The organism is Paraburkholderia ultramafica (assembly GCF_902859915.1).
Taxonomy (GTDB): Bacteria; Pseudomonadota; Gammaproteobacteria; order Burkholderiales; family Burkholderiaceae; genus Paraburkholderia; species Paraburkholderia ultramafica.
Map to the genome: position 1 here is coordinate 99,946 of NZ_CADIKK010000004.1, position 21,250 is coordinate 121,195.

The window sequence follows — 21,250 nt, forward strand, 5'->3', positions numbered from 1 at the left end:
TGAGATTGAGGACCTGCGTTCAAGGCATCGCACGACGCGCCGCGCGCAAGCGAAGGCGCGCCGCCGCGATGCCTGACCGCGCAACACGCGTCAGGCTGCTTCGCGCGGCGCCGGAGGCGTCGCGCTGCTGCCCAGCTCAGCAATCTGCGCTTCGTCGTAACCGAGACCGCGCAGCACTTCGGCGGTGTGCTCGCCGATCTTCGCGATCGGCTGGCGTGGCTGCAAACGTGCGCCGTCCATGGAAATCGGCAGCAAGGGCATCGCGGTTTCGCTGCCGTCGTCGAGCGTCAGGCGGGCCAGGCCGCCGCTCTCGTTCAGGTGCGGATCGTCGAACAACTCCTCCGGCTTCGTGATCGACGCGAACGGAATGTGGTCGCGTTCGAACAGCGGCACGAGCGCCGCGCCTTCGAATTGGCTCAGCGTCTCGCCGAGCGTTTTCAGCAGCCACTCGCGCGCCAGCACGCGGTCGTTGTTAGTCGTGAGGCGCGGGTCGGCGAGCAGATCGGCACGGCCGAGAATCGCGCACAGCGCGCGCCATTGGCCGTCGCCGGTCGCGGCGATGAACATCTGCTCGTCGTTGGCGAGCGTGAACACGTCATACACCGCCCATGCGCTGATGCGCTCGGGCATCGGCGCGGCGGGCACGCCCGTCGCGGCGAACTGCTGCATGTGCTGCGCGGACAGCAACACGCAGTTCTCGAACAGCGCGCTCTGCACTTCCTTGCCGCGCCCGCTCGTATGCCGCTCGTGCAACGCGGCAAGCACGCCGATCGCGCCGAACATGCCGCCCATGATGTCGTTGACCGAACTGCCCGCGCGCAGCGGACGGCCGACCGGGCCGGTCATGTAGGCGAGGCCGGCCATCATCTGCACGACTTCGTCGAGCGCGAGGCGGTGTTCGTAGGGGCCGTTCAGAAAGCCCTTGTGCGACACGTAGATGAGCTTCGGATTGCGCTCGCGCAGCGTCGCGTAGTCGAGCCCGAGGCTCGCCATGCGGCCCGGCTTGAAGTTCTCGACGAACACGTCGGCGCTATCGACGAGCTTGTGCAGCGCGGCCAGTCCCGCTTCGCTGTCGAGGTCGAGCGCGACACTCTTCTTGTTGCGATTGAAGGTGCGGAAAAAGCCCGCGCCGGTGCCGAGCAGACGACGCGTGCCGTCGCCGCGCGGCGGCTCGACCTTGATCACTTCGGCGCCGAGGTCGCCGAGAATCATCCCGCAGGTCGGCCCCATCACCATATGCGACAACTCGATCACGCGAATGCCCGCGAGCGGCAACGCGCCCTGCCGCGGCGCTGGCGGAGTGGAAGCTGACGTAGAGGAAAGCGGATTCATTGCAGTACCTGCGGTTCGGAAGAGGGTTGGCGAGAGGCGAAACCTTGGCGGGCGGCGCCGAACTGCTTCGGCAAACCGGCGCGCGCCAGATAGCCATACAGTGGTTCGCCGGGCAACGCGTCGGCGAGCACCGCGCGCGACGCGAGCAGTCCGGCGAGGTCGATGCCGGTGTCGTAGCCCATGCTGTCGAGCATGAACACGAGGTCTTCGGTGTTGACGTTGCCGGTCGCGCCCGGCGCATGCGGACAGCCGCCGAGACCGGCCAGCGACGCGTCGAATTCGCGGATGCCGTGTTGCAGCGCGATCAGCGTGTTGGCGAGACCGAGGCCGCGCGTGTCGTGGAAATGCAGCGAGCGCAGCCGGTCGCCCGCGACCTCGCGCACCAGCTCGATGATCTCGCCGACCTGGCGCGGCGTCGCTTCGCCGGTGGTGTCGCCGAGCGCGATCACGTCGGCGCCCGCTTGCACCGCGGCGCGCGCGATCGCGGCGATATCCGCATAGGGCACCGCGCCTTGCAGCGTGCAGCCGAACACCGTCGACAAACCGGCGATCAGTTCGACGCGCCGCACCCCGGCGTTCGACGCGTTATCGATCAACTCGCGGATCGTGGCGAATGCGTCGATCATTTCGGCGGGCGTCTTGCGCACATTGGCAAGGCTATGCGCGGCGCTCACCGAAATCGGCGCGACGATCCGCTGCACGCCGGCTTCGAGCGCGCGTTGCGCGCCCTTCAGATTCGGCACCAGCGCCGTCACGATCAGATCGTCATAGGTGAGCGCGTGGGCGATGACGTCGTCGGCGTCGGCCATTTGCGGCAGCAGCTTCGCGGGCACGAACGACGCGACTTCCATCTGGCGCACGCCGGCGGCATAGGCGGCGTCGATCCAGCGCCGTTTGAACTCGGTGGACATGGTGCGGGCGACGCTTTGCAGACCGTCGCGCATGCCGACTTCGGTCACGACGACGCGCTCCTGGGTGTCACTCATGGTCTTGAATCCCGGTGTTGAGTCCCGCTGGGGATGCGGGGAATGAAGCAACTGGATGACAGCGTGCCCGCGCCCGGGCGCGTGGGGAAGTCTGCGTTGGCGACGCACTCCATCGCCGCTCGCGATGGCCGCTCAGGCAAGCGGGACGGGCGTGCGCGGTCGCAAAGGGGAAACCCTTAAGGGCTTTTCAGAGGGCGAAAACGCGATCCGCGCTCACACCGCCCGCAGCAAATGCTCCAGCAGATGCGACGCCGCGAGCGTCAACGCATTCCGGTCGCGCATGCAGATCACGAAGCGCCGCTCGGCCCATGCTTCGCGCAACGGCACGGCGACGATGCCGTATTCGTCGGCGGCATGGCGGGGCAGCGCCTCACGCGGCAGAATCGCCACCGCGAGGCCAGCCTGGATGAAGCGATAAGCGGCGTCGAACGTCGACACGTAGGTTCGATAGTTGAGTTCGCTGCCCTTCTCGACGGCGATGCGCTGCATCAGCGCATTCACCGACGCATTCGACGCGAGTCCGAGATGATCGAACGCCAGCGTCTGCTCGAAGCCGACTTCGGCCTCGCCCGCGAGCGGATGAGCGCGCGGCACGATCAGCGCAAGATGATCGGCGCGATACGGCACGACGTCGAGACTGCCCATCGGCACGACGTCGCGGCAGATGCCGAGATCGGCGACGCCCTCTTCCAGACCCCGGACGATTTCCGCGCTCACGCGCTCCTCGACGTCGACGCGAATCCGCGGGTTGGCCTTCAGGAAGATCGACAGCGCCTCGGGCAGAAACTCCACCATCGACGACACGTTCGCCAGCACCCGCACGTGGCCGCGCGCGCCGGCCGCGTACTCGCTGAGTTCGGCCTGCAAGCGTTCGTGGCCGCGCATGATGAGCCGCGCATGCCGCAGCAGCGCCTCGCCGGCGGCGGTCGCGCGCACGCCGCGCTGGCTGCGCGACAGCAGCGCGACATCGACCAGCGCCTCGAGATCGGCGAGCCGCTTGCTGACCGCCGACGGCGCGATGAACTCGCGCTCGGCCGCCCGCGCAATCGTGCCTTCCTCGCAAACGGCGATGAACAAGCGCAGCGTCACCTGATCGATCTGCCACATGAGCGGGCGCGCCCCCGGAATTTGAAGTGGCAAAATTATGCCCGAGGAACGCATGGGCCGAGCCGATCCCAGGGTATCCACCGCTCGCGCGCGAGCCGGGCTCCATCGGCCAGCCGGCCAGGTGCGAGGTGGCGTACCTCGACTTTGCGCGAGCATGGCTCCGCTCGAACACGCGCGGTCTTGCCCCCGCTTTCCGGTCTGGCTATGCTGACGGACGCGCTGGCCGCCCGCACTCCTGAAGCGCCGCGCCAACCGGCGAAGCCGCATGAACCCGAACGAACCGGCGCGAACGGCAGCGAACCGCAACCGCACCGCAACCGCAAACCGCAAACCGCAGCGAACCGCAACCCGCGCCACGAACCAGAACAACCGCTCAAGGGCTTCACCATGTCCACCACCAGTCTCTTCTTCACCGCCGCGGGCGTCGGCCTCGCGATTGCCGCGCCGGTCGGCCCGATGGGCATGCTGTGCATCCGCCGCACGTTGACCGGCGGTTCGCGCGCGGGGCTGGCGATCGGCTTCGGCATCGCGACCGGCGACGCGCTCTACGGTCTGATCGCGGCGCTCGGTCTGGTCGGCATCTCGCAGTTCATGCTCGCCTATGACCGCCCGCTGCATCTGCTCGCCGGTCTGTTTCTGCTTTATCTCGGCGTGCGTACGCTGCTGCAGAAGCCGGCCGCCGACCTTGCAAACGGCAACGGCGACGGCAAGCTCGCACAAGCAGGCCGCGCCGGCGCGCTGCGCGCGTACGCCAGCTCCTTGCTGCTCACGCTGACCAATCCGCAAACCGTCATCATGTTCGCCGCGCTGTTCACGACGCTCGCACCGCGCGGCGCGTTTTCATCGACCATCGCGCTGACGACGGTGGCCGGCGTGTTCGCCGGCTCGATCGCGTGGTGGTGCTTTCTGGTGACCGTGGTGTCGCTCGCGCGCCATGCGATCGGCAGCAAGTTGCGCGTCGCCATCGACCGCGTGGTCGGCTTCATGCTGGCGGCGTTCGGCATCGTCGAGATGCGCCGCGCGCTTTGAGCGGGATTCGCCGCGCGATGCGGCGAGCGTTCGCGGCCGGCCGCGTGCCGCACGCAAGCGCGGCAGTTTTGCGACAATAGCGGCTTTCGCCGCGGCCCGTGGCGCGCCTGCGGCGAACTACGGCGAACTACGGCGAACTGCGGCGAACTGCGGCGACCTATGCGCGGCGCTGCGCCGACGCGCGGCAGCACGCACACGCCGGCCTTGCCGCCCAACCCTTCCACCCACCCGACCGTCCGCGGTCCGCTCAATGGCACTTCCCCACATCGATCTGCTGTACTCCGTCTCCGGCCTGTTCGTCGGCTTTCTGGTCGGACTGACGGGTGTCGGCGGCGGCTCGCTGATGACGCCGATCCTGGTCCTGCTGTTCAACGTGCATCCGGCCACCGCGGTCGGCACCGACCTGCTGTACGCGGCCGCCACCAAGGCGACCGGCACCCTCGTGCACGGTCTGAAAGGCTCGGTCGACTGGCAGGTCACGTTGCGCCTCGCCGCCGGCAGCGTGCCGGCCGCGACGCTCACGCTGATCCTGCTGCATCGCCACGGGATGGACACGCCGGGCGCGAGCCGGCTGATCCAGATCGTGCTCGGCGCGGCACTGCTGGTGACGGCGGTGGCGCTGGTGTTCCGCCCGCAACTCGCGGCGCTTGGCGCGCGCGTCAAGCGCCCGCCGAAACAGGGGCGTACGCTGGCGCTGACCATCCTGACCGGCGCGATACTCGGCGCGCTGGTGTCGCTGACTTCGGTGGGCGCGGGCGCAATCGGCGTGACGGTGTTGCTGCTGCTGTATCCGTTGCTGCCGACCGCGCGCATCGTCGGCTCGGACATCGCGCATGCGGTGCCGCTCACGCTGCTGGCGGGCGCCGGTCATTGGCTGCTGGGTTCGGTCGACTGGTCGATGCTGCTGTCGCTGCTGGTGGGGTCGCTGCCGGGCATCGCGATCGGCAGCTACCTGTCGTCGCGCGCGCCGGATGCGCTGCTGCGCAACCTGCTCGCCGCCACGCTGACGCTGGTCGGCGTGCGCCTCGTGCTGGCCTGACGCGCCGGCCCAGGCACTGACACAAGCGCCGGCACAAGCACCGGCGCCGCACCGCTCGGGCCGCGGTTACTTGAAGAACCGGCAGGTCAGATCGGCCTCGAACTGCCTGATCCATTGACCATGACGGTCCTGATAGGACTGCGCCCAGCCGCCGCGCCGCACGGTGACGAGACGCTCGTGCGCGGGCTCGCCCGGCTTCGCGCACGCGCTGATGTCGAAATGCGCCGGCGCGAAGCCGTGCCGCGCGCACACCAGTTCGAAAGCTGCCCGATCGCCGATCGGCAGATCGGTATAGCGCAAAAGCGTGGTTCCCATGGCATTGACTCCGGTTCCCATGTGTCACAGTACGCTTCGCGAGACGTCAACTATGTGTCACAGCGCACGGAGCACTCACCGTGGCGGCGCTGGCATCCAGTGCGCATCGGCGGCAAGCCATCATCACGATTTCAAAAAAGCATCGCGGCGAAACATAAAGGCAAAAAAAGGGCTCCGGCGCTATGCCGAAGCCCTGGTGCAGGCAGGCTTCACGATCGTGCACACAGTGCCGAACCGCTTGCGCCAGCGTGACGCCGCGTGCGCCGGTCAGGTCCGCAGAGCGCCGGCCGCTGCGTGCCGTGCGCTCATGACAGACCGGTTACTGCTGCATAACGGTCAGCTTGTTCGACACCGACTTCACGCCCGCGACGCCCTTCGCGGCTTCGCCGGCAGAATCGATCTGGCGTTGGTCGGGCACCGTACCCGTCAGCGTCACCGCGCCTGCGCGAGCACGCACGGAGATGTTCGACACGTCGAGGCCTTGCGTCTTCGTGAGCGCACCGCGGACCTTGCGGCCCAGCTCGTGATTCGCCCGCTTGCCGGCCTTGACGTTTTCAGCCGCCGTTGCAGTCGCGCCCGTCTGCGCATCGCTTGCCTGAGCGTAGACATTGCACGCCACCACCATTGCCACAACCGAACCCAGCGTTTTCAGATAACCGACCGATTTCATAGTTTCTCTTCTCCTTGGTTTCACATTGGACCGCGTGTACAAGCGGTTTCGTTACGACTACCGGCGGCCACGCGCGAGACGCGTCAAGGTGCGGCTCGGCGCCGGCCGACTAGGGCTGCAACACGGTGTGCGAGAGGCAAGAGAGGCCGGCCGCCGTTGCCGCATGCGATGGCGGCCATGCAGTGCGGTACGGGAACCGGCAAGCCGCGAAGTTCGGCAGCGCGCCCGGTTCTGGTGTGTGGTGCCGGGTCGCGCGGCGCAAACGTCAGTTCGCGGCAGCGATGCTCAATTTAATCTAGCCGGGCCGGAAGCGCAAAGGGTTTAGTCATCCGCGTGGCCCGCGGCGCCTGCATGTGGGCCGGGTGGTATTCGACTGGCATCCGCTCCTCATCGATCGCGCATTCGCGTCAGGTTCATGCTGCGTTCACGCCGGGTTCACGCCGGGTTCACGCCGGGTTCACGATTTGTTACGGGTTTCTCGGCGTCGTGTGCCGTCACGCGTTTCGCCGTCCTGTGAATCTCAGGTACCATCGGCGCGACGCGCGCTGCCGCGCGGCCCGCGCGAAATTCGCCACGGCCGGCGCGGCCTGGCTCGTGCGCTGCGAGTGCCTCGCCCCGGTTCGTGCGCCGCAGAGCGCCGCCCCTGTCCACTTTCGACCGTAGCCGTCACGTCATCCGATGAAGCCAGCCACCGGCCAAAAGCGCCCTCCCCGTCTCGTCGCCCGTTTTGTCGCGATCTCCTGGCGCGATCTGGCGTTCTCGTTCGGACCGCTCCTGCTGCTCGCCGCCGCGGCCATCTGGGTCGCCGTGCGGCTCATCCAGCCCGCGCCGCCCAACACGCTGACCATCACCACCGGCCCCGCAGGCAGCACCTTCTGGAACGCCGCGCAGAAGTACAAGGCGATTCTGGCGCGCAACCGCATCACCTTGAACGTGCTGGCGTCGGAAGGGTCGCTGCAGAATCTCAAGCGGCTCTCGGACCCGAAAGCGGACGTCGACGTCGGCTTCGTGCAGGGCGGCATCGCGCCCGGCGCGGTGGACAAAGGTCTGATGTCGCTCGGCAGCGTGGCGTATGTGCCGCTGGCGGTCTTCTATCATGGCCCGCCGGTGATGTGGCTCTCCGAGTTCAAGGGCCAGCGGCTGGCGGTCGGCGCCGAGGGCAGCGGCACGCGTGAGCTGGCGCTCACGCTGCTCAAGGCCAACGGCATCGTGCCGGGCGGCGCGACCAAACTGCTGCCGCTGTCGGGCGAGGACGCCGCCGACGCGCTCATCTCCGGCAAGGTCGACGCGGCCTTCCTCGCCGGCGATTCGGCGCAGCCGGCGGTGATGGGCAAGCTGTATCGCACGCCGAACGTGCGCTTCTACGATTTCACGCAGGCCGAAGCCTATACGCGCCGCTTTCCGTACCTGACCCAGCTGAAGATGCCGATGGGCGCGTTCGACCTCGGCAAGAATCTGCCGTCGGCGGCGATCAGCATCGTCGCGCCGACCGCCGAGCTGGTGGCGCGCGACTCGCTGCATCCCGCGCTGTCGGATCTGCTGATCGAAGCCGCGCGCGAAGTGCACGGCGGCGCGACCATCATGCAGCGCGCCGGCGAATTCCCCGCGCCGCTCGCGCACGACTTCCCGATCAGCGACGACGCCGCGCGCTACTACAAGTCGGGCAAGAGCTTCCTCTACCGGACGCTGCCGTTCTGGATCGCGAGTCTCGCCGACCGGCTGCTGGTGATCGTGGTGCCGCTGATCGTGCTGCTGATTCCGGCGTTGCGGATCGTGCCGGGGCTGTATGCGTGGCGGGTGAAATCGCGCATCTATCGCTGGTACGGCTCGCTGATCGCGATCGAGCGCAGCGCGCTCAACGACAACTCGCCCGCCGAGCGCGCGTCGTTGATCGAACGGCTCGACGCGATCGAGGAGTCCGTCAACGGGCTGAAGATGCCGCTCGCGTACGCGGATCAGTTTTACGTGCTGCGCGAGCACATCGGTTTCGTGCGCCAGCGGCTCACGCAAAGCCGCGAAGCCCAGTTCGAAGAAGCGGACGACGGGTCGCAAGAGCGGCCGGACGGCGAGCCGGGCCACGGGTCGGACGAGGCCAGCGCCGAACCTGCCGCGCCCGCGGCGCATGAAGCGGCCGCGCTTGGCGAAACGCCCGACAACACCGCCAACCCAACCAACAGCGGCGCCACGGACACCAAATCATATTGACCGGTGCAAGCCGTGGCGGCACCGCGTAAGATCGTTACAATTTTGACGTTGAAGCAGACGCGCCGTCAGAAACAGGCAATCCGGGAGACATCTATGACCGTTGGCATCGACGCCAGGCAACCGCTGTGGTTTTACGACTTTGTCTCGCCGTTCACCTACCTGTTGCTCGAGCAGCACGACAAATGGCCCGGCTTCGACTTCGTGTTCACGCCGGTGGTGCTGAACGACCTGTATGGTCACTGGGGACAGCGGTCGGCCTACAGCGTGCCCTCGAAGCGCACCTTCGTGTACCGGCACGCGCTGTTTCGCGCGGAGCAGCTCGGCATTCCGTACAAGATGCCGCCCGCGCATCCGTTCGATTCGATGAAGCCGCTGCTGCTGGCCACCGCCGCGAACGGGGACATCAACTTCGTGCGCGAGATTTTCCGCTTCATCTGGCGCGACGGCCGCGATCCGTCAAGCGACGCGGGCTTCGCCGAGCTGTGCGCACGCGTCGGCATGCCGGACGGCCCCGAGCTGATCAAGAGCGAAGCAGTGAAGGCGCAATTGCAGCGCAATACGGCGGATGCGATCGGTCTCGGCGTCTATGGCGTGCCGACGTTTCGTCTGAACGACCAATTGTTCTGGGGCGAAGACGCGCTGCCGATGGTGCTGTACTGCGCGCGTACGCCGAACTGGCTCGAATCGACGGAAGTGAAGCGGATCAGTTCGCTGCCGTCGGGTCTCACGGACGAGACGGCGTAGCCGGGGCGTAAGGCGGGGGGCGGGCTTCGCGCGAGGCGGACGGCGGCGCCGTTGGCGTTGGCGTTGGCGTTGGCGTTGGCTTCGGCTGCCACAAGATTGCGTCGAAGATGCCCCGCTGATCCCGGCCATACCGCGCCTGCTATGCCGCTGCACCGCAAACGGGCCTAAGGTAATAACCTTTTGCGCCTGCGCGCGGGCTGTGTCGCGGATCGGCTTCGTCCGACGCTTCATCCGGGCCCGTTCCGCCTGCACAGCCTCGCTTAAACCATGGACGACGACGACACCGCCGCCTCACTCGATATCTGGCTCGTGCGCGTGCTGCGCACGCTGCTGGTCGAGCGCAGCGTCACACAAACCGCGCTGCGTCTGAATCAGACCCAGCCCGCCATCAGCACGGCGCTGCGCAAACTGCGCGAGACGCTGAACGACCCGATCCTCGTGCGCGGCAAGTCGGGCATGGTGCCGACCGAATATGGCGAATCGCTGCTGGCCTCCGCGCAACGCGTGCTGCGCGAAGTCGATTTCGTCGCGACGCCGCACGGCGATTTCGATCCCGGCCGCTCGCGCCGCACCTTCCGTGTCGCCGCGCCGGATTATCTGAACGACTTCTTCATGCCGACCGTGATCGCGCAGTTTCGCGAAGCGGCGCCACATGCGCGGCTCGAAATCGAATCGCTGGGCCCGCTGCTCGATCACTCCGCTGCGCTCGACGCCGGCGAACTCGATCTCGTGATCGGCAACTGGCCGAAGCCCGATCCGCGCTTCGAACGCAGCGACCTGTTCTCCGATACGGTGGTCTGCCTGATGCGCGCCGATCATCCTTTGACCCGCGCGCCGATGACGCGCGAAGCGTATCTGGCGGCGCCGCATCTCGCGCCGACGCCGTATAGCGGCGCGCGCGGCGGCGCGATCGACACGGGTTTCGCGCGCGCGCACGCCGAGCGGCGCATCGTCGCCACGCTGCCCTACTTCGGGCTGGTGCCGCAGACGCTGCTGCAGTCGGATCTGATCTTCACGACGACCCGCCGCTTCGCGATGCACTACGCGGACATTCTGCCGCTCGCGGTGGTCGAGGTGCCGATCGCGTTTCCGCGCATCAAGTGCTATCAGCTATGGCATCCGCAGCCGGATCGGCCGAGCGATGTCGGCTGGCTCAGGGCGTTGATGTCCCAGGTGTCGGATCAACTGGTCGCGCAGAAGGTGCGGCGCGCAAAGCGGCCGCGGAAAAAGGAAGAGTCGGGCGGGTAGGAGTGGCGGCTTTTATTGAGGAGTGGCGACAGACGTTCGGCCTTGAACGCCTGCCGTCTACCGCCTTCCCTTGTCAGGCACTCGTATCGGCGCCACCCATATCAAACACTCGCGCAAAGCTTCTGCGTCGCCATCTGCGCCACCACCTGCCGCGTCCTGATCTGCAGCAATTCCGCACACACCGCCACCGCGATCGCCGACGGCGCCTTATCGACGATGCCGTCCACACCGATCGGGCATGTCATCTCCACCAGACGGTCCAGATCCACGCCCCGCTCGAGCAGACGCCGTTCGAATTTCACGCGCTTGGTCTTCGAACCGATCATGCCGAAATAGGTGAAATCGCGCCGCCGCATGATGCGTGCGGCGAGCGAGAAATCGAGCGCGTGGTTATGCGTCATCACGAGGAAGTAGGCGCCGGGCGGCGCCGTATCGACGATCACATCGGGTGTGTCGGTCGCTTCGATCTGCACGTTGGCGGGTGTTTCGTCGGGGAACAGTTCGTCGCGCTCGTCGACCCACTGGACCACGCACGGCAAGCTGCCAAGCAGCCTGACGAGCGCGTGCCCGACGTGCCCCGCGCCGAACAGCACGATGTGCATCGGCGCCGGACGCGGCACATGCACAGCGCTGCGCCGGCCGATCTGAACGGACGAGAAATCGTTCATGACGGTCATCCCAGTGAGTAGATTGTTCACGCGCGTTGTGCTCCGCATTCCGCCACGCCTTGCGCCGCGCTTGCCGGCACGCTTGCCGCCGCACTAGCCGCCGCACTCATTGCCGCGCCGCCGCCGTCGCGGCCCGCACCGCGCCGACCGCCTTGAGGATTTCTTCGCTGGTTGCGGGCGCGTTCAGCGGCGGATTGACCTTGTGGTCGCCCACCGCCGACACCGCGTCGCGCACGGCAAAGAACACCGAGAACGGCAGCAGCAACGGCGGCTCGCCGGTCGCCTTCGAACGATGGATACTGTCCTCCGCATTGCGGTTCCTGAACAGCCGCACATTAAAGACCGGCGGCGTATCGTTGACAGTCGGAATCTTGTACGTCGACGGCGCATGCGTCATCAGCTTGCCGCCCGTGTTCCACCACAACTCTTCGGTCGTGAGCCAGCCCATCCCCTGGATGAACGCGCCTTCCACCTGGCCGACATCGAGCGCCGGGTTCAACGACGCGCCCACGTCATGCAGCGCGTCCGCGCGCAGCACGCGCATTTCGCCGGTCAGCGTATCGATCACCACTTCCGACACCGCCGCCCCATACGAGTAATAGTAGAACGGCCGGCCTTGCAGGTTCGACTGATCCCAGTAGAGCTTCGGCGTCGCGTAGAAGCCGTCCGACCAGAGCTGGATACGCGCGACATAGGCCTTCGCGATCACCTCTTCGAACGGCACGATCACGTCGCCGACCACCACCCGGTCGTGCACGAAGCGCACGTCCGCGGCATTCACCTGTCCCGCACCGAACCGCTCGGCGGCAAACGCCGCGAGGCGTTCGCGCAACTGGCGCGCGGCATCCTGCGCGGCCTTGCCGTTCAGATCGGAACCCGTCGACGCCGCCGTCGCCGACGTATTGGCGACCTTGCTGGTATCGGTGGCCGTCACGCGAATGCGGTTGAAGCCCACGCCCAGTTCATGCGCGACGACCTGCGCAACCTTGGTGTTCAAGCCCTGGCCCATTTCGGTGCCGCCGTGGTTCACCAGCACCGAGCCGTCGGTGTAGATGTGCACGAGCGCGCCGGCCTGGTTGAAGTGCGTCACGTTGAACGCGATGCCGAACTTGACGGGCGTCAGCGCGAGCCCCTTCTTCAGCACTTCGTTGTTCGCGTTGAATTCGTTGATCGCCGCGCGACGCGCGCGGTATTCGCTGGTCGCCTCGAGTTCGTCGATCAGCTCGTGAATCACGTTGTCTTCGACGATCTGGCCGTACGGCGTCTGGTTGCGCTCGGTCTTGCCGTACAGGTTGCGGCGGCGCACGTCGAGCGCATCGACGCCCACCGAACGCGCGACGTTGTCCATGATGTATTCGATCGCGAACGCGCCTTGCGGTCCGCCGAAGCCACGGAACGCAGTATTCGACTGCGTATTGGTCTTGCCGCAGAAGCCATCGATCGTCACGTCCGACAGCCAGTACGCGTTGTCGAAGTGGCACAGCGCGCGCGTCATCACCGGGCCGGACAGGTCGGCGGAGAAACCGCAGCGCGAAGTCATGTCGACCGTCACGCCGTCGATCACGCCGCGCTCGTCGTAACCCACTTCATACGCGTAGTGAAAATCGTGGCGCTTACCCGTGACCATCATGTCGTCGTCGCGGTCCGGTCGCAGTTTCACCGGGCACAGCAGCTTCCACGCGGCGAGCGCCGCGCAGCACGCGAACAGACCCGATTGCGATTCCTTGCCGCCGAAGCCGCCGCCCATCCGCCGACATTCGATCAGCACGTTGTGCGAAGCAACGCCCAACGCGTGAGCGACCATGTGCTGCATTTCGGTCGGGTGCTGCGTCGAACAGTAGACGTGCATGCCGTCGTCGTCCTTCGGCACCGCGTATGAAATCTGGCCTTCCAGATAGAACTGCTCCTGGCCGCCGAGCAGCATTTCACCGGCCTCGCGATGCGCAGCCCGCGCGATCTTCATACCGGCTTCGCCGCGCACGAGTTTCATCGGCGGCAATACATGCTGGTTCGCGGCGCGCGCCTGCTGCGCGGTCAGAATCGCCGGCAGTTCCTCGTAGACGACTTCAGCGCGGCGCGCGGCCAGACGCGCCGTTTCATGCGACGTCGCGACCACGATGAAGACCGGCTGGCCGATGTATTGGACGAGACCGTCAGCGAGAATCGGATCGTCGCCGTGAATGATCGGGCCGACGTCGTTGACGCCGGGGATGTCGTCGGCGGTGAAGACCGCGACCACGCCGGGCGTGGCGCGCACCTTGTCGAGCGAGATCGATACAATCTTCGCGTGCGCTTTCGACGACAGACCGAGCGCGGCGTGCAGCGTGCCGCCGAGTGTCGGGATGTCGTCGGTGTAAGTGGCGCGGCCGCTCACGTGCAGATGCGCGGACTCGTGCGGACGCGAGATGTGGACCTGGGTGAAGTCGTCGAGATCCTGAAGATCCTTCAGAAACGGCTCGGCTTGCTGATTCATTGTTGTGTTCTCCGTTTTCTTCGTGCGTGCGACGCGTGTCAGGCGCTCGCGCCGGCGGGTGCGCACGCGGCGGCGACCGCGCGCACATCGAGTGCGCTCTTCGGCAGCGGATTGTTCGGACGCGTTTCGAGCCAGAAGCGGTACAGCGTGTTCTTCGCCGCTTCGAGCCGGTAGTTGCTGGTCGCACGCATGTCGGACAGCGGCGCGTAGTCATTGCCGAGCGCGAGCATCGCGGCCTGCGCGCTGGCTTCGTGCCATTCGGCGTCGCGCAGTACTGCTTCGGCGTGCGTCGCGCGTTTGGAAGTGGCGGCCATCCCGCCGAACGCGATGCGCGGCTCGCGAACCAGGTTGCCGTCGGCGACGAACGAGAACGCGGCGCACACCGCCGAGATGTCCGAATCGAAGCGCTTCGAGAGTTTGTAGGTGCGGAATTGCAGGTTCTGACGCGCGCCGCTGCGGGTCGGCACCTTCAGTCCGACGACGAACTCATGCTCCGCCATGTCCTTCTTCTGATACGCGAGGTACAGGTCTTCGAGCGGCATCTCGCGCTCGATCTCGCCGCCGCGCACGATCACGCGCGCGCCGAGAGCGATCAGGCCGGGCATCGAATCGCCGATCGGCGAACCGTTGGCGATGTTGCCGCCGAGCGTGCCGGCATTGCGAATCGGCAGCGACGCGAAGCGTTGCCACATTTCGGTCAGCTCCGGATATTGCTTCGCGATCTCCGCATAGGCCTTTTCGACGCTCACGCCGGCGCCGATCTCGATCCATTCGTCATTGGTTGCGAGCTTCTGCAATTCGCCGATCTGCCCGACATAGACGATGTTGCCCAACTCACGCATCTGCTTGGTGACCCACAGGCCGATGTCGGTGCTACCGGCGAGAATGCGCGCGGCCGGTTCGGCTTCCTTGATCTTCGCGAGCGCGTCGACCGTGCGCGGCGCGGCGAACTGTTGACCGGCGTGCTCGTAGTGGAACGTGTCCTTTCGTTCGAGCGTGGCGAGCGTCGCGGCGAGCGCGTCGACATTCACCGGCGCTTTCGGCGCGGGGGCGTCGAACATGCGCACGGCCGCATCGACGATCGGGCGATAGCCGGTGCAGCGGCACAGGTTGCCGGTCAGCGCGTTGCTGATCGCTTCACGCGAGGGCACCGTACGGTTCGCGCAGCTCTGCTCGTGGCCGTGCTTTTCGTACAGCGACCACATCGACATGATGAAGCCCGGCGTGCAGAAGCCGCACTGCGAGCCATGGCACTCCACCATCGCTTCCTGCACCGGATGCAGCGAGCCGTCCGGCTGGCGCAGGTCTTCGACGGTGAGCAGCACCTTGCCGTCCAGCGTCGGCACGAACTGGATGCAGGCGTTGACCGCCTTGAAGTCGACGCCGCCGGCCTCGTTGCGCTCGCCGAGCACGACCGTGCACGCGCCGCAATCGCCTTCGGCGCAGCCTTCCTTGGTGCCCGTGCAATGCGCGTCCTCGCGCAGATACTGCAGGACCGTGCGGGTGACGGGCGCGTCCTTGATCTCGCGGATCGCGTTGCGGTGGTAGAAGCGAATCGGCTCAGTCATGTCTCGTTACTCTCGAATGTTCTGTGTCCGTGGGGACGTGCTGCAGCGATGGTTTGAAAACTATCACCGTCAATAAATACAACCCATAGCGCGGATCGCATGCGGGACATATCCGCGAAGCGATATAGAGATGAGTTTGGGAGCGGGTCCGCTTATGTCGAGATGGGATTTTTGCCGTGTATTTACGTTTTTTGCAGAATTATGGTCATCCGAAATCATGGCATGCCGCGACGCCCGGCCAAAAATACCGCCGCTAACGACGCGAAGCCGGACCACTATTTGGGCCCGCCACCGCCATTTGGTCGGATGAATAATTAAGCAAGTCCTGCAAGGGAATCGGTTCCATGGGAAAATCACGCCTTTCCGCCGTTTTCAAGTCTCGTTTTCCCCATGTCCACTGACTCCGCACCACCTCGCAGCGAATTTGCGACGACCATGCAGATCATTCCGGTCGTCTTTTTCACGTTTCTTTGCTACCTGACGATCGGCATTCCGCTGGCGGTGCTGCCCGGCTACGTCCACGGCGACCTCGGTTACAGCGCGGTGCTGGCGGGCGCGGCGATCAGCGTGCAATACCTGGCGACGCTGGCCTCGCGGCCGCTCGCCGGCCGTTCCGCGGACACGCTGGGGCCGAAGCGCACGGTGTCGATCGGCCTGCTGGGCTGCGGCGCGAGCGGGCTTCTGCTGCTGGTGGCGGTGTTGTGCGGACGCTGGCCGGTGCTGAGCCTCGCGCTGCTGGTGTGCAGCCGTCTGGTGCTGGGCTTCGGCGAAAGTCTGTGCGGCACCGGCGCGATTCTGTGGGGCATCGGCCGGGTGGGCACGAGCAACAATGCGCGGGTGATTTCGTGGAACGGCATCGCGACATATGGCGCGCTGGCGATCGGCGCGCCGCTCGGCGTTGCGATTGTGCACACGCTCGGCTTTGCCGCACTGGGGATTCTGGTGACGCTGCTGGCGGCGCTCGGCCTCTATCTGGCGCGCCTGATCGCGCCGGTGCCGCTCGTCCATGGCGAGCGGATGTCGTACCGCAGCGTGTTCACGCGGGTGCTGCCGCATGGCATCGGCCTCGCGCTCGGCTCCGCCGGGTTCGGCTCGATCGCCACCTTCATCACGCTGTTCTATGCCGCGAAGAACTGGCCGAATGCGGCGTTGTCGCTGACGGTGTTCGGCACGCTGTTCATCGGCGCGCGCCTGTTGTTCGCCAATACGATCAAGACCTACGGCGGGTTCCGCGTCGCGATCGCTTCGTTCTCGTTCGAGTGCGCCGGCTTGTTGATGCTGTGGCTCGCGCCTGAACCGCATCTCGCGCTGGCCGGCGCGGCGTTGACCGGCTTCGGCTTTGCGCTGGTGTTCCCGGCGCTCGGCGTGGAGGCGGTCGGGCTCGTGCCGCCCGCGAGCCGTGGCGCGGCATTGTCGGCTTATTCGGTGTTCCTCGATCTCTCGCTGGGCATTACCGGGCCGTTGGCCGGGTATATCGCCGGGGAGTTCGGCTATGGGTCGGTGTTCCTGTTCGCCGCGATTGCCGCAGCCGCGGCGGTGGCGCTGTCCACCGTGCTCCATCTGCGTAACGCCAAGGTGACCAATCTGCCCGCGGCGTTGTGAACCGCGTGGCGCTGCCCGCGCGGCGCCGGTTCGTCCGCGCGGGCAGCGTGGGTCTGGCGATCGTCAATCCTGTTCGGCAGCCATTTCCTGTTTGATGGTCTGCGAGCGCACCGCGATTTGCCCCTGGTTGATTCGGGCCGATACGCAGTACACGCCGATCAGCATGAACAGCTCCGTCGCGGCAACGGAGCACGCGGTCCCGACGCCGCCCCACAGATAGATGGCCACCGGCGCTTGCACCAGATGGAACAGCGCGCCGTAGACATAGATTCTCTTCAGCAAAGACTGATTGCCTGACGCAATGATGGTGAGCATCACCTGGGTCGTCGTCATGCCGACGATCGCCGGCACGAACACGAGGATCCGCAGAATCCGGAACGTCTCACCGAAAGCTTCGCCGAGAAACCGCCCGACGAACCACTCGCCGAGCACGGAAAACCCGACGAGGATCAGGACCGCCGACGCGGCGAAGGCGACCATGAACCCGCGGTTGACCTTGTGCACGTAGTCGCGATCACCACGCTCGTAGGCGACGCAGATCTTGGGAAAGAACGCCTGAATCGCGGGAGCGGTACACGCCCGCAGCGCATTGGTCAGCCGCTCCGCCGCCACGTAATAGCCGACGGCGCCCGGACCGCTGATCATCCGCAACAGGATCACGTTCGCGTACATGTACACCGACGTGAGCGCCGAGCCGAGGAAGATGTGATAAGCGTCTTTTGCCTCCGCCAGCACATCGGCAAAACCGATCTTGACGTTCAGCAGAATCTCGCGCTTCCAGATCAGCGTGACTGTGAGGATCGAGCCGCACACGAACGTCGGCGCATACTGCAACGCGGCCGCCAGCATCACGTCGTCGTGGCTCTTCACGAGCAGAAACAGCGGGATCAGCAGACCGATTCTCGACACCAGCAACGTACCCGCCAGCACCGGCAGCCGCTGCGATCCCTCATAGAAGCACCCGGGCGTGATGACGCCGCCCCAGATCATCAGCGAGCCCAGCAGCGTGGCGCCCCGCTCGGCAGGCGACATATGGCCCGCAAACGCCCATGCGACCAGCACCAGCGAACACAGCACGGCGAGTATCGCCTTGCCGATCGTCGTCGACCAGTAGATGCGGTTCACGACTTCCGGCTGATCGAGATGAACGGCCACCTTGCGCGCGCTGTTCAGTCCGAAACCGAAGTCGACCACGACCAGCAGAATCTGCGCAATAGACTGCGCGTAGCCGATGACGCCCAACCCTGCTGGCCCGAGTACGTGTGACAGGTACGGCAACGTGACCAACGGCAGCACATAATTGAGCGCGTAAACCGAATACAGAGCAATGATTACGTTTCTCGTCGACACAATTCGTCCCGTTTCCAGTTCCCGGCCACGCCAACCCGTTCGAATAGCTGCATATCAATCGGCGCTCAATGTGTCGCCTCTCAGGTTGAAAAAACAGAATACGACACGAAACAAGGTTCGCTCAGGACAATGTCGATTCTGTTGTGGCGATCGTCCGCGGAATTTGCGCCGAGCACAGCGCTCTTGACCGCATTGCCGATCAGGTTGTTGACGACCGTCTTGTAGCCGGCGTCCGACGCATCGGTGGCGAAAAGTATTTCGGCCAGTTGCGCGTGTGCTTCGGTGGCGGCTCGCACGACCACGCGGCCGGATGATCCGCGCAGCACGTTGACCGCGATCCGGGCCGTTTTCGGCGAAGTCACCTGGTCGCCGCAATGCAGCGCCGAGGCCACGCCGCCGCGCTCGAACCCGACGCCCAGATTGAGGCTGCGCACCAGATTTACATCTTTACCGCCGGCAAACGAACCGCCGCCGGGATACGCCTTGTTGAACCCGACGATCGAATCGCCGGCCCGGTCGCCAAAATTTCCGTGGATCGCAATGCCATCGAGCGGCGTACTGCCGGACGCGGTCGAACTGCCATAGACGAACTGCGGGCCGTCGCAACCGTCGTCTTCGTCGTCCCGGCCGGGCCGGAACCGGTTGCCGACGATCGTCGCGCCTTGCTGATAATCGATCTGGATGTGACAACTTTGCCCGGCCGGGACTTCCAGATACGAAGGGTGAGACGGCTTCGAGAACTTCCAGCGGCCCAGCGAGCCATTTCCCGCGCAGCCGTTTCTCGAGAAGTAATTGCCGCTCACCACTTTCCCCCAATTGCCGCTTTTCATATGAACGCCGGCGAAGCCGTTGCGGTCGAACACCGCGCCGGCGATCAGCGACTCCGCGCCGAGAATGATCCCGTGACGCGCGTTCCACTCCCATCTGCCGCCGATCACCTGCCAGAAGTTGTCGACCAGATCGGCGCCGGCCGTGTGGCAGAACATACCGATGCAGTTGATCAGCGAGCCGTCGGTCTTGCCGTGCGTATAGAAACCGCGGTCGCACATATACGCATAGCAGCGCTCCAGTGTCGACGTCGTGTTCAGCAAGAAGCCGGCGTGCGGAAACCCGATGGCCGTGCAATGACGGGCGCCGCCCGATTTCTCGAAACGTATGCCGACGGGCGTGTTCTCCGCATTCGCCGGATAGTTGGCCAGGTAGTAAATCACCCGCTCGTAATGCTTCGGCCGAACCTGCAAATGCTCCACATTCGCCGACACCCCGAGCGAAAGCACCGCCGGCGGCGCAGACGACGACGACGGCGACCACGGACGTCCCACATCCTGCCTTTCCAATACCGTCGCGGCCGATGAGGCTTCGCTGATCACCCTATATTCTCCGCCGCCGTCGCCGCGCAAATTCGAGCCGGTCGGCGTCGTCAGGTCGCCGGTGAATCGCCATATCCCGCGCGGCAGATAGAAGCCGCGTGCGCCACTCGCGAAGGCCGCGGCCAGATCGCGGCCGCAATCGTAGGTGGACGTGCCCTGCTGGATCGCGGCGAACTGGCGGGGGTCGACGAAGCGGGCAAGACTCACTTCCTCGCCCGCCAGAATGTCGCTGAGCGTCTTCAGATAGCGGGGCCCAACCGGGTCAGGAAACGGCTGCTCCTGCACATAGGCGGCGACCTGCCTGACCTTCACGTCGCGCGCCGCACCGTTGCGGGCAAGCCTCAACGTGTCGCTGTCCAGCAGGCCGCCGGCCTTACCGGTCGATGCGGATGCGCTTGCGCCCGCGAGTGCGTCCCGCCCGCCCGGCGCGTCGGTCGATGCGCGCACGCGGCGAATGTCGGCTGTCGTTGCGCTGGCCCCGGCCAGGCCGCCGAGCAGGAACGTCTTGATTGCCTGCCGCCGGGTCTTCCCCACCATAAAGTTAGCTCTCCTGTTCGCACGACACGTGTCTTTACACCGCGCTGTGCGGCTACTCCGATGCCGTGCGCGTGTCGATCCGGATCGGCCGCGGCTTGGGCCCGCGCATCAAGCCGTTGACACCGGGTGGCGTGAACAGCGGCAAGCGGTACTTGCGGCTGAATCGCCAAAGGCTGTTCATGTGCCGTCGGCCGGCCTTGCTCAGAAAGCCCGCGGCCGACGCCCGCTGATGTTCATGGGTGAGCTTCGCGCCCGGCACACAGAGCACCCGGTAGCCCGCTTGCCATATCCTTGCGCAGAAATCGACGTCTTCCATGTAGAGGAAGAAATGCTCGTCCATGCCGCCCAGCTCGCCGAACAGCGAGCGGCGCACGATAAAGCCCGTGCCCACCACCCATTCGGCCTCGAACGGTGTGCCCGCCCGCCAGGCATCGCGCATCAGATGGGCGTCGATGCGGCGCTTGAACGCATCCAGCCGGCCAAGGGGCGAACGCCTGCTCAGAATGTCGAGCAACGAATAGAAGCGCCGCGCCGAGAACTGCCGCTCGCCGTCCGGATAGATCAGATCGAGACCGACGAGCCCTACATCGACCTCGTTTTTCATTAACGTGACCACGTTTTCCAGCGACGCATCGACAAAGTACGTGTCGGGGTTCAGCACGAGGACCAGTTCCCTCGCGCATCCAACCACGCCGAAATTGACGCCGGCCGCAAATCCGCGATTAATCGAAGTCCTCACCAGCCGAACTCCCGCCGGTAACGTCTCTTTCAAATAAGAGAATGAATTATCCGTCGAGGCGTTATCCACCACGACAATATCCTCGTGACCGGCAATCGACGAATCGAGCACCGATTGCACACAGTTTTTTACCAGCTTCGGCGTGTTGTAATTGACGATGACCACGCTAAGCATCCCAATCAAGTTCATCCCCACCTCCTGCAAGGAATCAGGCGTTAGTGGGATTACCCCCGCAGCCAGATTGATTTATTCTTTTTCCATGCAATGC

General features: G+C 65.6%; 17 protein-coding genes. 6 read left to right on the top strand and 11 right to left on the bottom strand.

The annotated features are described in order from the left end of the window. Positions 1 to 90 precede the first annotated feature (90 nt). The 3 genes from HV744_RS05735 to HV744_RS05745 all read right to left on the bottom strand — a co-directional run bounded on the left by HV744_RS05735 (position 91) and on the right by HV744_RS05745 (position 3,425). Entirely contained in the window at positions 91 to 1,332 is a 1,242-nt protein-coding gene (locus tag HV744_RS05735; protein WP_175148571.1) for a CaiB/BaiF CoA transferase family protein, read from the bottom strand. After that, positions 1,329 to 2,318 carry a hydroxymethylglutaryl-CoA lyase gene (locus HV744_RS05740; protein WP_175148572.1) on the bottom strand — a complete coding sequence of 330 codons (990 nt, stop codon included), beginning with the start codon at positions 2,316 to 2,318 and terminating at the stop codon, positions 1,329 to 1,331. The genes HV744_RS05735 and HV744_RS05740 overlap by 4 nt, the downstream gene beginning before the upstream one ends. Positions 2,319 to 2,531: 213 nt before the next feature. Further along, positions 2,532 to 3,425, bottom strand: a complete 894-nt coding sequence (locus HV744_RS05745) for a LysR family transcriptional regulator (RefSeq protein WP_175148573.1) — start codon at positions 3,423 to 3,425, stop codon at positions 2,532 to 2,534. Positions 3,426 to 3,812: 387 nt separating this feature from the next. Here HV744_RS05745 and HV744_RS05750 point away from each other — a divergent pair, with 387 nt between their 5' ends. Beyond that, positions 3,813 to 4,454, top strand: a complete 642-nt coding sequence (locus HV744_RS05750; protein WP_175148727.1) for a LysE family translocator — start codon at positions 3,813 to 3,815, stop codon at positions 4,452 to 4,454. Between the two features lie 250 nt (positions 4,455 to 4,704). Then, positions 4,705 to 5,493 carry a sulfite exporter TauE/SafE family protein gene (locus HV744_RS05755; protein WP_175148574.1) on the top strand — a complete coding sequence of 263 codons (789 nt, stop codon included), beginning with the start codon at positions 4,705 to 4,707 and terminating at the stop codon, positions 5,491 to 5,493. 66 nt (positions 5,494 to 5,559) lie between these two features. Here HV744_RS05755 and HV744_RS05760 read toward each other — a convergent pair whose 3' ends face one another. Both HV744_RS05760 and HV744_RS05765 read right to left on the bottom strand, forming a co-directional pair. Continuing rightward, positions 5,560 to 5,808, bottom strand: a complete 249-nt coding sequence (locus tag HV744_RS05760; RefSeq protein WP_175148575.1) for a hypothetical protein — start codon at positions 5,806 to 5,808, stop codon at positions 5,560 to 5,562. A 319-nt stretch (positions 5,809 to 6,127) separates the two neighbouring features. Next, positions 6,128 to 6,478, bottom strand: a complete 351-nt coding sequence (locus HV744_RS05765; RefSeq protein WP_175148576.1) for a BON domain-containing protein — start codon at positions 6,476 to 6,478, stop codon at positions 6,128 to 6,130. 678 nt (positions 6,479 to 7,156) lie between these two features. Here HV744_RS05765 and HV744_RS05770 point away from each other — a divergent pair. The 3 genes from HV744_RS05770 to HV744_RS05780 all read left to right on the top strand — a co-directional run bounded on the left by HV744_RS05770 (position 7,157) and on the right by HV744_RS05780 (position 10,675). Beyond that, positions 7,157 to 8,683: a TAXI family TRAP transporter solute-binding subunit gene (locus tag HV744_RS05770; RefSeq protein ID WP_175148577.1), complete on the top strand. Its 1,527-nt coding sequence runs from the start codon at positions 7,157 to 7,159 to the stop codon at positions 8,681 to 8,683. A gap of 93 nt (positions 8,684 to 8,776) precedes the next feature. Then, positions 8,777 to 9,427 carry a 2-hydroxychromene-2-carboxylate isomerase gene (locus HV744_RS05775; protein ID WP_175148578.1) on the top strand — a complete coding sequence of 217 codons (651 nt, stop codon included), beginning with the start codon at positions 8,777 to 8,779 and terminating at the stop codon, positions 9,425 to 9,427. 267 nt (positions 9,428 to 9,694) lie between these two features. Beyond that, positions 9,695 to 10,675, top strand: a complete 981-nt coding sequence (locus HV744_RS05780) for a LysR substrate-binding domain-containing protein (RefSeq protein ID WP_175148579.1) — start codon at positions 9,695 to 9,697, stop codon at positions 10,673 to 10,675. Between the two features lie 101 nt (positions 10,676 to 10,776). On the opposite strand, the gene xdhC is transcribed toward HV744_RS05780, so the two are convergent. The 3 genes from xdhC to xdhA all read right to left on the bottom strand — a co-directional run bounded on the left by xdhC (position 10,777) and on the right by xdhA (position 15,384). Beyond that, a complete protein-coding gene (gene xdhC, locus HV744_RS05785) occupies positions 10,777 to 11,343 on the bottom strand; it encodes a xanthine dehydrogenase accessory protein XdhC (RefSeq protein WP_175148728.1) in 567 nt (188 codons plus the stop codon). 106 nt (positions 11,344 to 11,449) lie between these two features. Continuing rightward, positions 11,450 to 13,816, bottom strand: coding sequence for a xanthine dehydrogenase molybdopterin binding subunit (gene xdhB, locus HV744_RS05790; RefSeq protein WP_175148580.1), 2,367 nt, complete (start codon positions 13,814 to 13,816; stop codon positions 11,450 to 11,452). A 38-nt stretch (positions 13,817 to 13,854) separates the two neighbouring features. Then, entirely contained in the window at positions 13,855 to 15,384 is a 1,530-nt protein-coding gene (gene xdhA, locus HV744_RS05795) for a xanthine dehydrogenase small subunit (protein ID WP_175148581.1), read from the bottom strand. Positions 15,385 to 15,774: 390 nt separating this feature from the next. Between xdhA and HV744_RS05800 the strand changes: the two genes are divergently transcribed. After that, positions 15,775 to 16,986 carry an MFS transporter gene (locus tag HV744_RS05800; RefSeq protein WP_175148582.1) on the top strand — a complete coding sequence of 404 codons (1,212 nt, stop codon included), beginning with the start codon at positions 15,775 to 15,777 and terminating at the stop codon, positions 16,984 to 16,986. 63 nt (positions 16,987 to 17,049) lie between these two features. Here the strand turns inward: HV744_RS05800 and HV744_RS05805 are convergent, their stop codons facing one another. From HV744_RS05805 to HV744_RS05815, 3 genes are all read right to left on the bottom strand, one after another. After that, positions 17,050 to 18,336 (bottom strand): oligosaccharide flippase family protein, encoded by a 1,287-nt coding sequence (locus HV744_RS05805; RefSeq protein ID WP_175148583.1) that lies wholly within the window; start codon positions 18,334 to 18,336, stop codon positions 17,050 to 17,052. Between the two features lie 80 nt (positions 18,337 to 18,416). Further along, positions 18,417 to 20,243, bottom strand: a complete 1,827-nt coding sequence (locus tag HV744_RS05810) for a right-handed parallel beta-helix repeat-containing protein (RefSeq protein WP_175148584.1) — start codon at positions 20,241 to 20,243, stop codon at positions 18,417 to 18,419. A 52-nt stretch (positions 20,244 to 20,295) separates the two neighbouring features. Next, a complete protein-coding gene (locus tag HV744_RS05815) occupies positions 20,296 to 21,156 on the bottom strand; it encodes a glycosyltransferase family 2 protein (RefSeq protein ID WP_246278966.1) in 861 nt (286 codons plus the stop codon). Between the last annotated feature and the right edge of the window lie 94 nt (positions 21,157 to 21,250).

Bases quoted from the DNA above. Each gene is read 5' to 3' on its own strand.
- HV744_RS05775 (WP_175148578.1), top strand. From the start codon at position 8,777: ATGACCGTTGGCATCGACGCCAGGCAACCGCTGTGGTTTTACGACTTT.
- xdhC (WP_175148728.1), bottom strand. From the start codon at position 11,343: ATGAACGATTTCTCGTCCGTTCAGATCGGCCGGCGCAGCGCTGTGCAT.
- xdhA (WP_175148581.1), bottom strand. From the start codon at position 15,384: ATGACTGAGCCGATTCGCTTCTACCACCGCAACGCGATCCGCGAGATC.
- HV744_RS05765 (WP_175148576.1), bottom strand. From the start codon at position 6,478: ATGAAATCGGTCGGTTATCTGAAAACGCTGGGTTCGGTTGTGGCAATG.
- HV744_RS05810 (WP_175148584.1), bottom strand. From the start codon at position 20,243: ATGGTGGGGAAGACCCGGCGGCAGGCAATCAAGACGTTCCTGCTCGGC.
- HV744_RS05800 (WP_175148582.1), top strand. From the start codon at position 15,775: ATGTCCACTGACTCCGCACCACCTCGCAGCGAATTTGCGACGACCATG.
- HV744_RS05760 (WP_175148575.1), bottom strand. From the start codon at position 5,808: ATGGGAACCACGCTTTTGCGCTATACCGATCTGCCGATCGGCGATCGG.
- HV744_RS05770 (WP_175148577.1), top strand. From the start codon at position 7,157: ATGAAGCCAGCCACCGGCCAAAAGCGCCCTCCCCGTCTCGTCGCCCGT.
- HV744_RS05740 (WP_175148572.1), bottom strand. From the start codon at position 2,318: ATGAGTGACACCCAGGAGCGCGTCGTCGTGACCGAAGTCGGCATGCGC.
- HV744_RS05735 (WP_175148571.1), bottom strand. From the start codon at position 1,332: ATGAATCCGCTTTCCTCTACGTCAGCTTCCACTCCGCCAGCGCCGCGG.
- HV744_RS05815 (WP_246278966.1), bottom strand. From the start codon at position 21,156: ATGCTTAGCGTGGTCATCGTCAATTACAACACGCCGAAGCTGGTAAAA.
- HV744_RS05745 (WP_175148573.1), bottom strand. From the start codon at position 3,425: ATGTGGCAGATCGATCAGGTGACGCTGCGCTTGTTCATCGCCGTTTGC.
- HV744_RS05755 (WP_175148574.1), top strand. From the start codon at position 4,705: ATGGCACTTCCCCACATCGATCTGCTGTACTCCGTCTCCGGCCTGTTC.
- xdhB (WP_175148580.1), bottom strand. From the start codon at position 13,816: ATGAATCAGCAAGCCGAGCCGTTTCTGAAGGATCTTCAGGATCTCGAC.
- HV744_RS05780 (WP_175148579.1), top strand. From the start codon at position 9,695: ATGGACGACGACGACACCGCCGCCTCACTCGATATCTGGCTCGTGCGC.
- HV744_RS05750 (WP_175148727.1), top strand. From the start codon at position 3,813: ATGTCCACCACCAGTCTCTTCTTCACCGCCGCGGGCGTCGGCCTCGCG.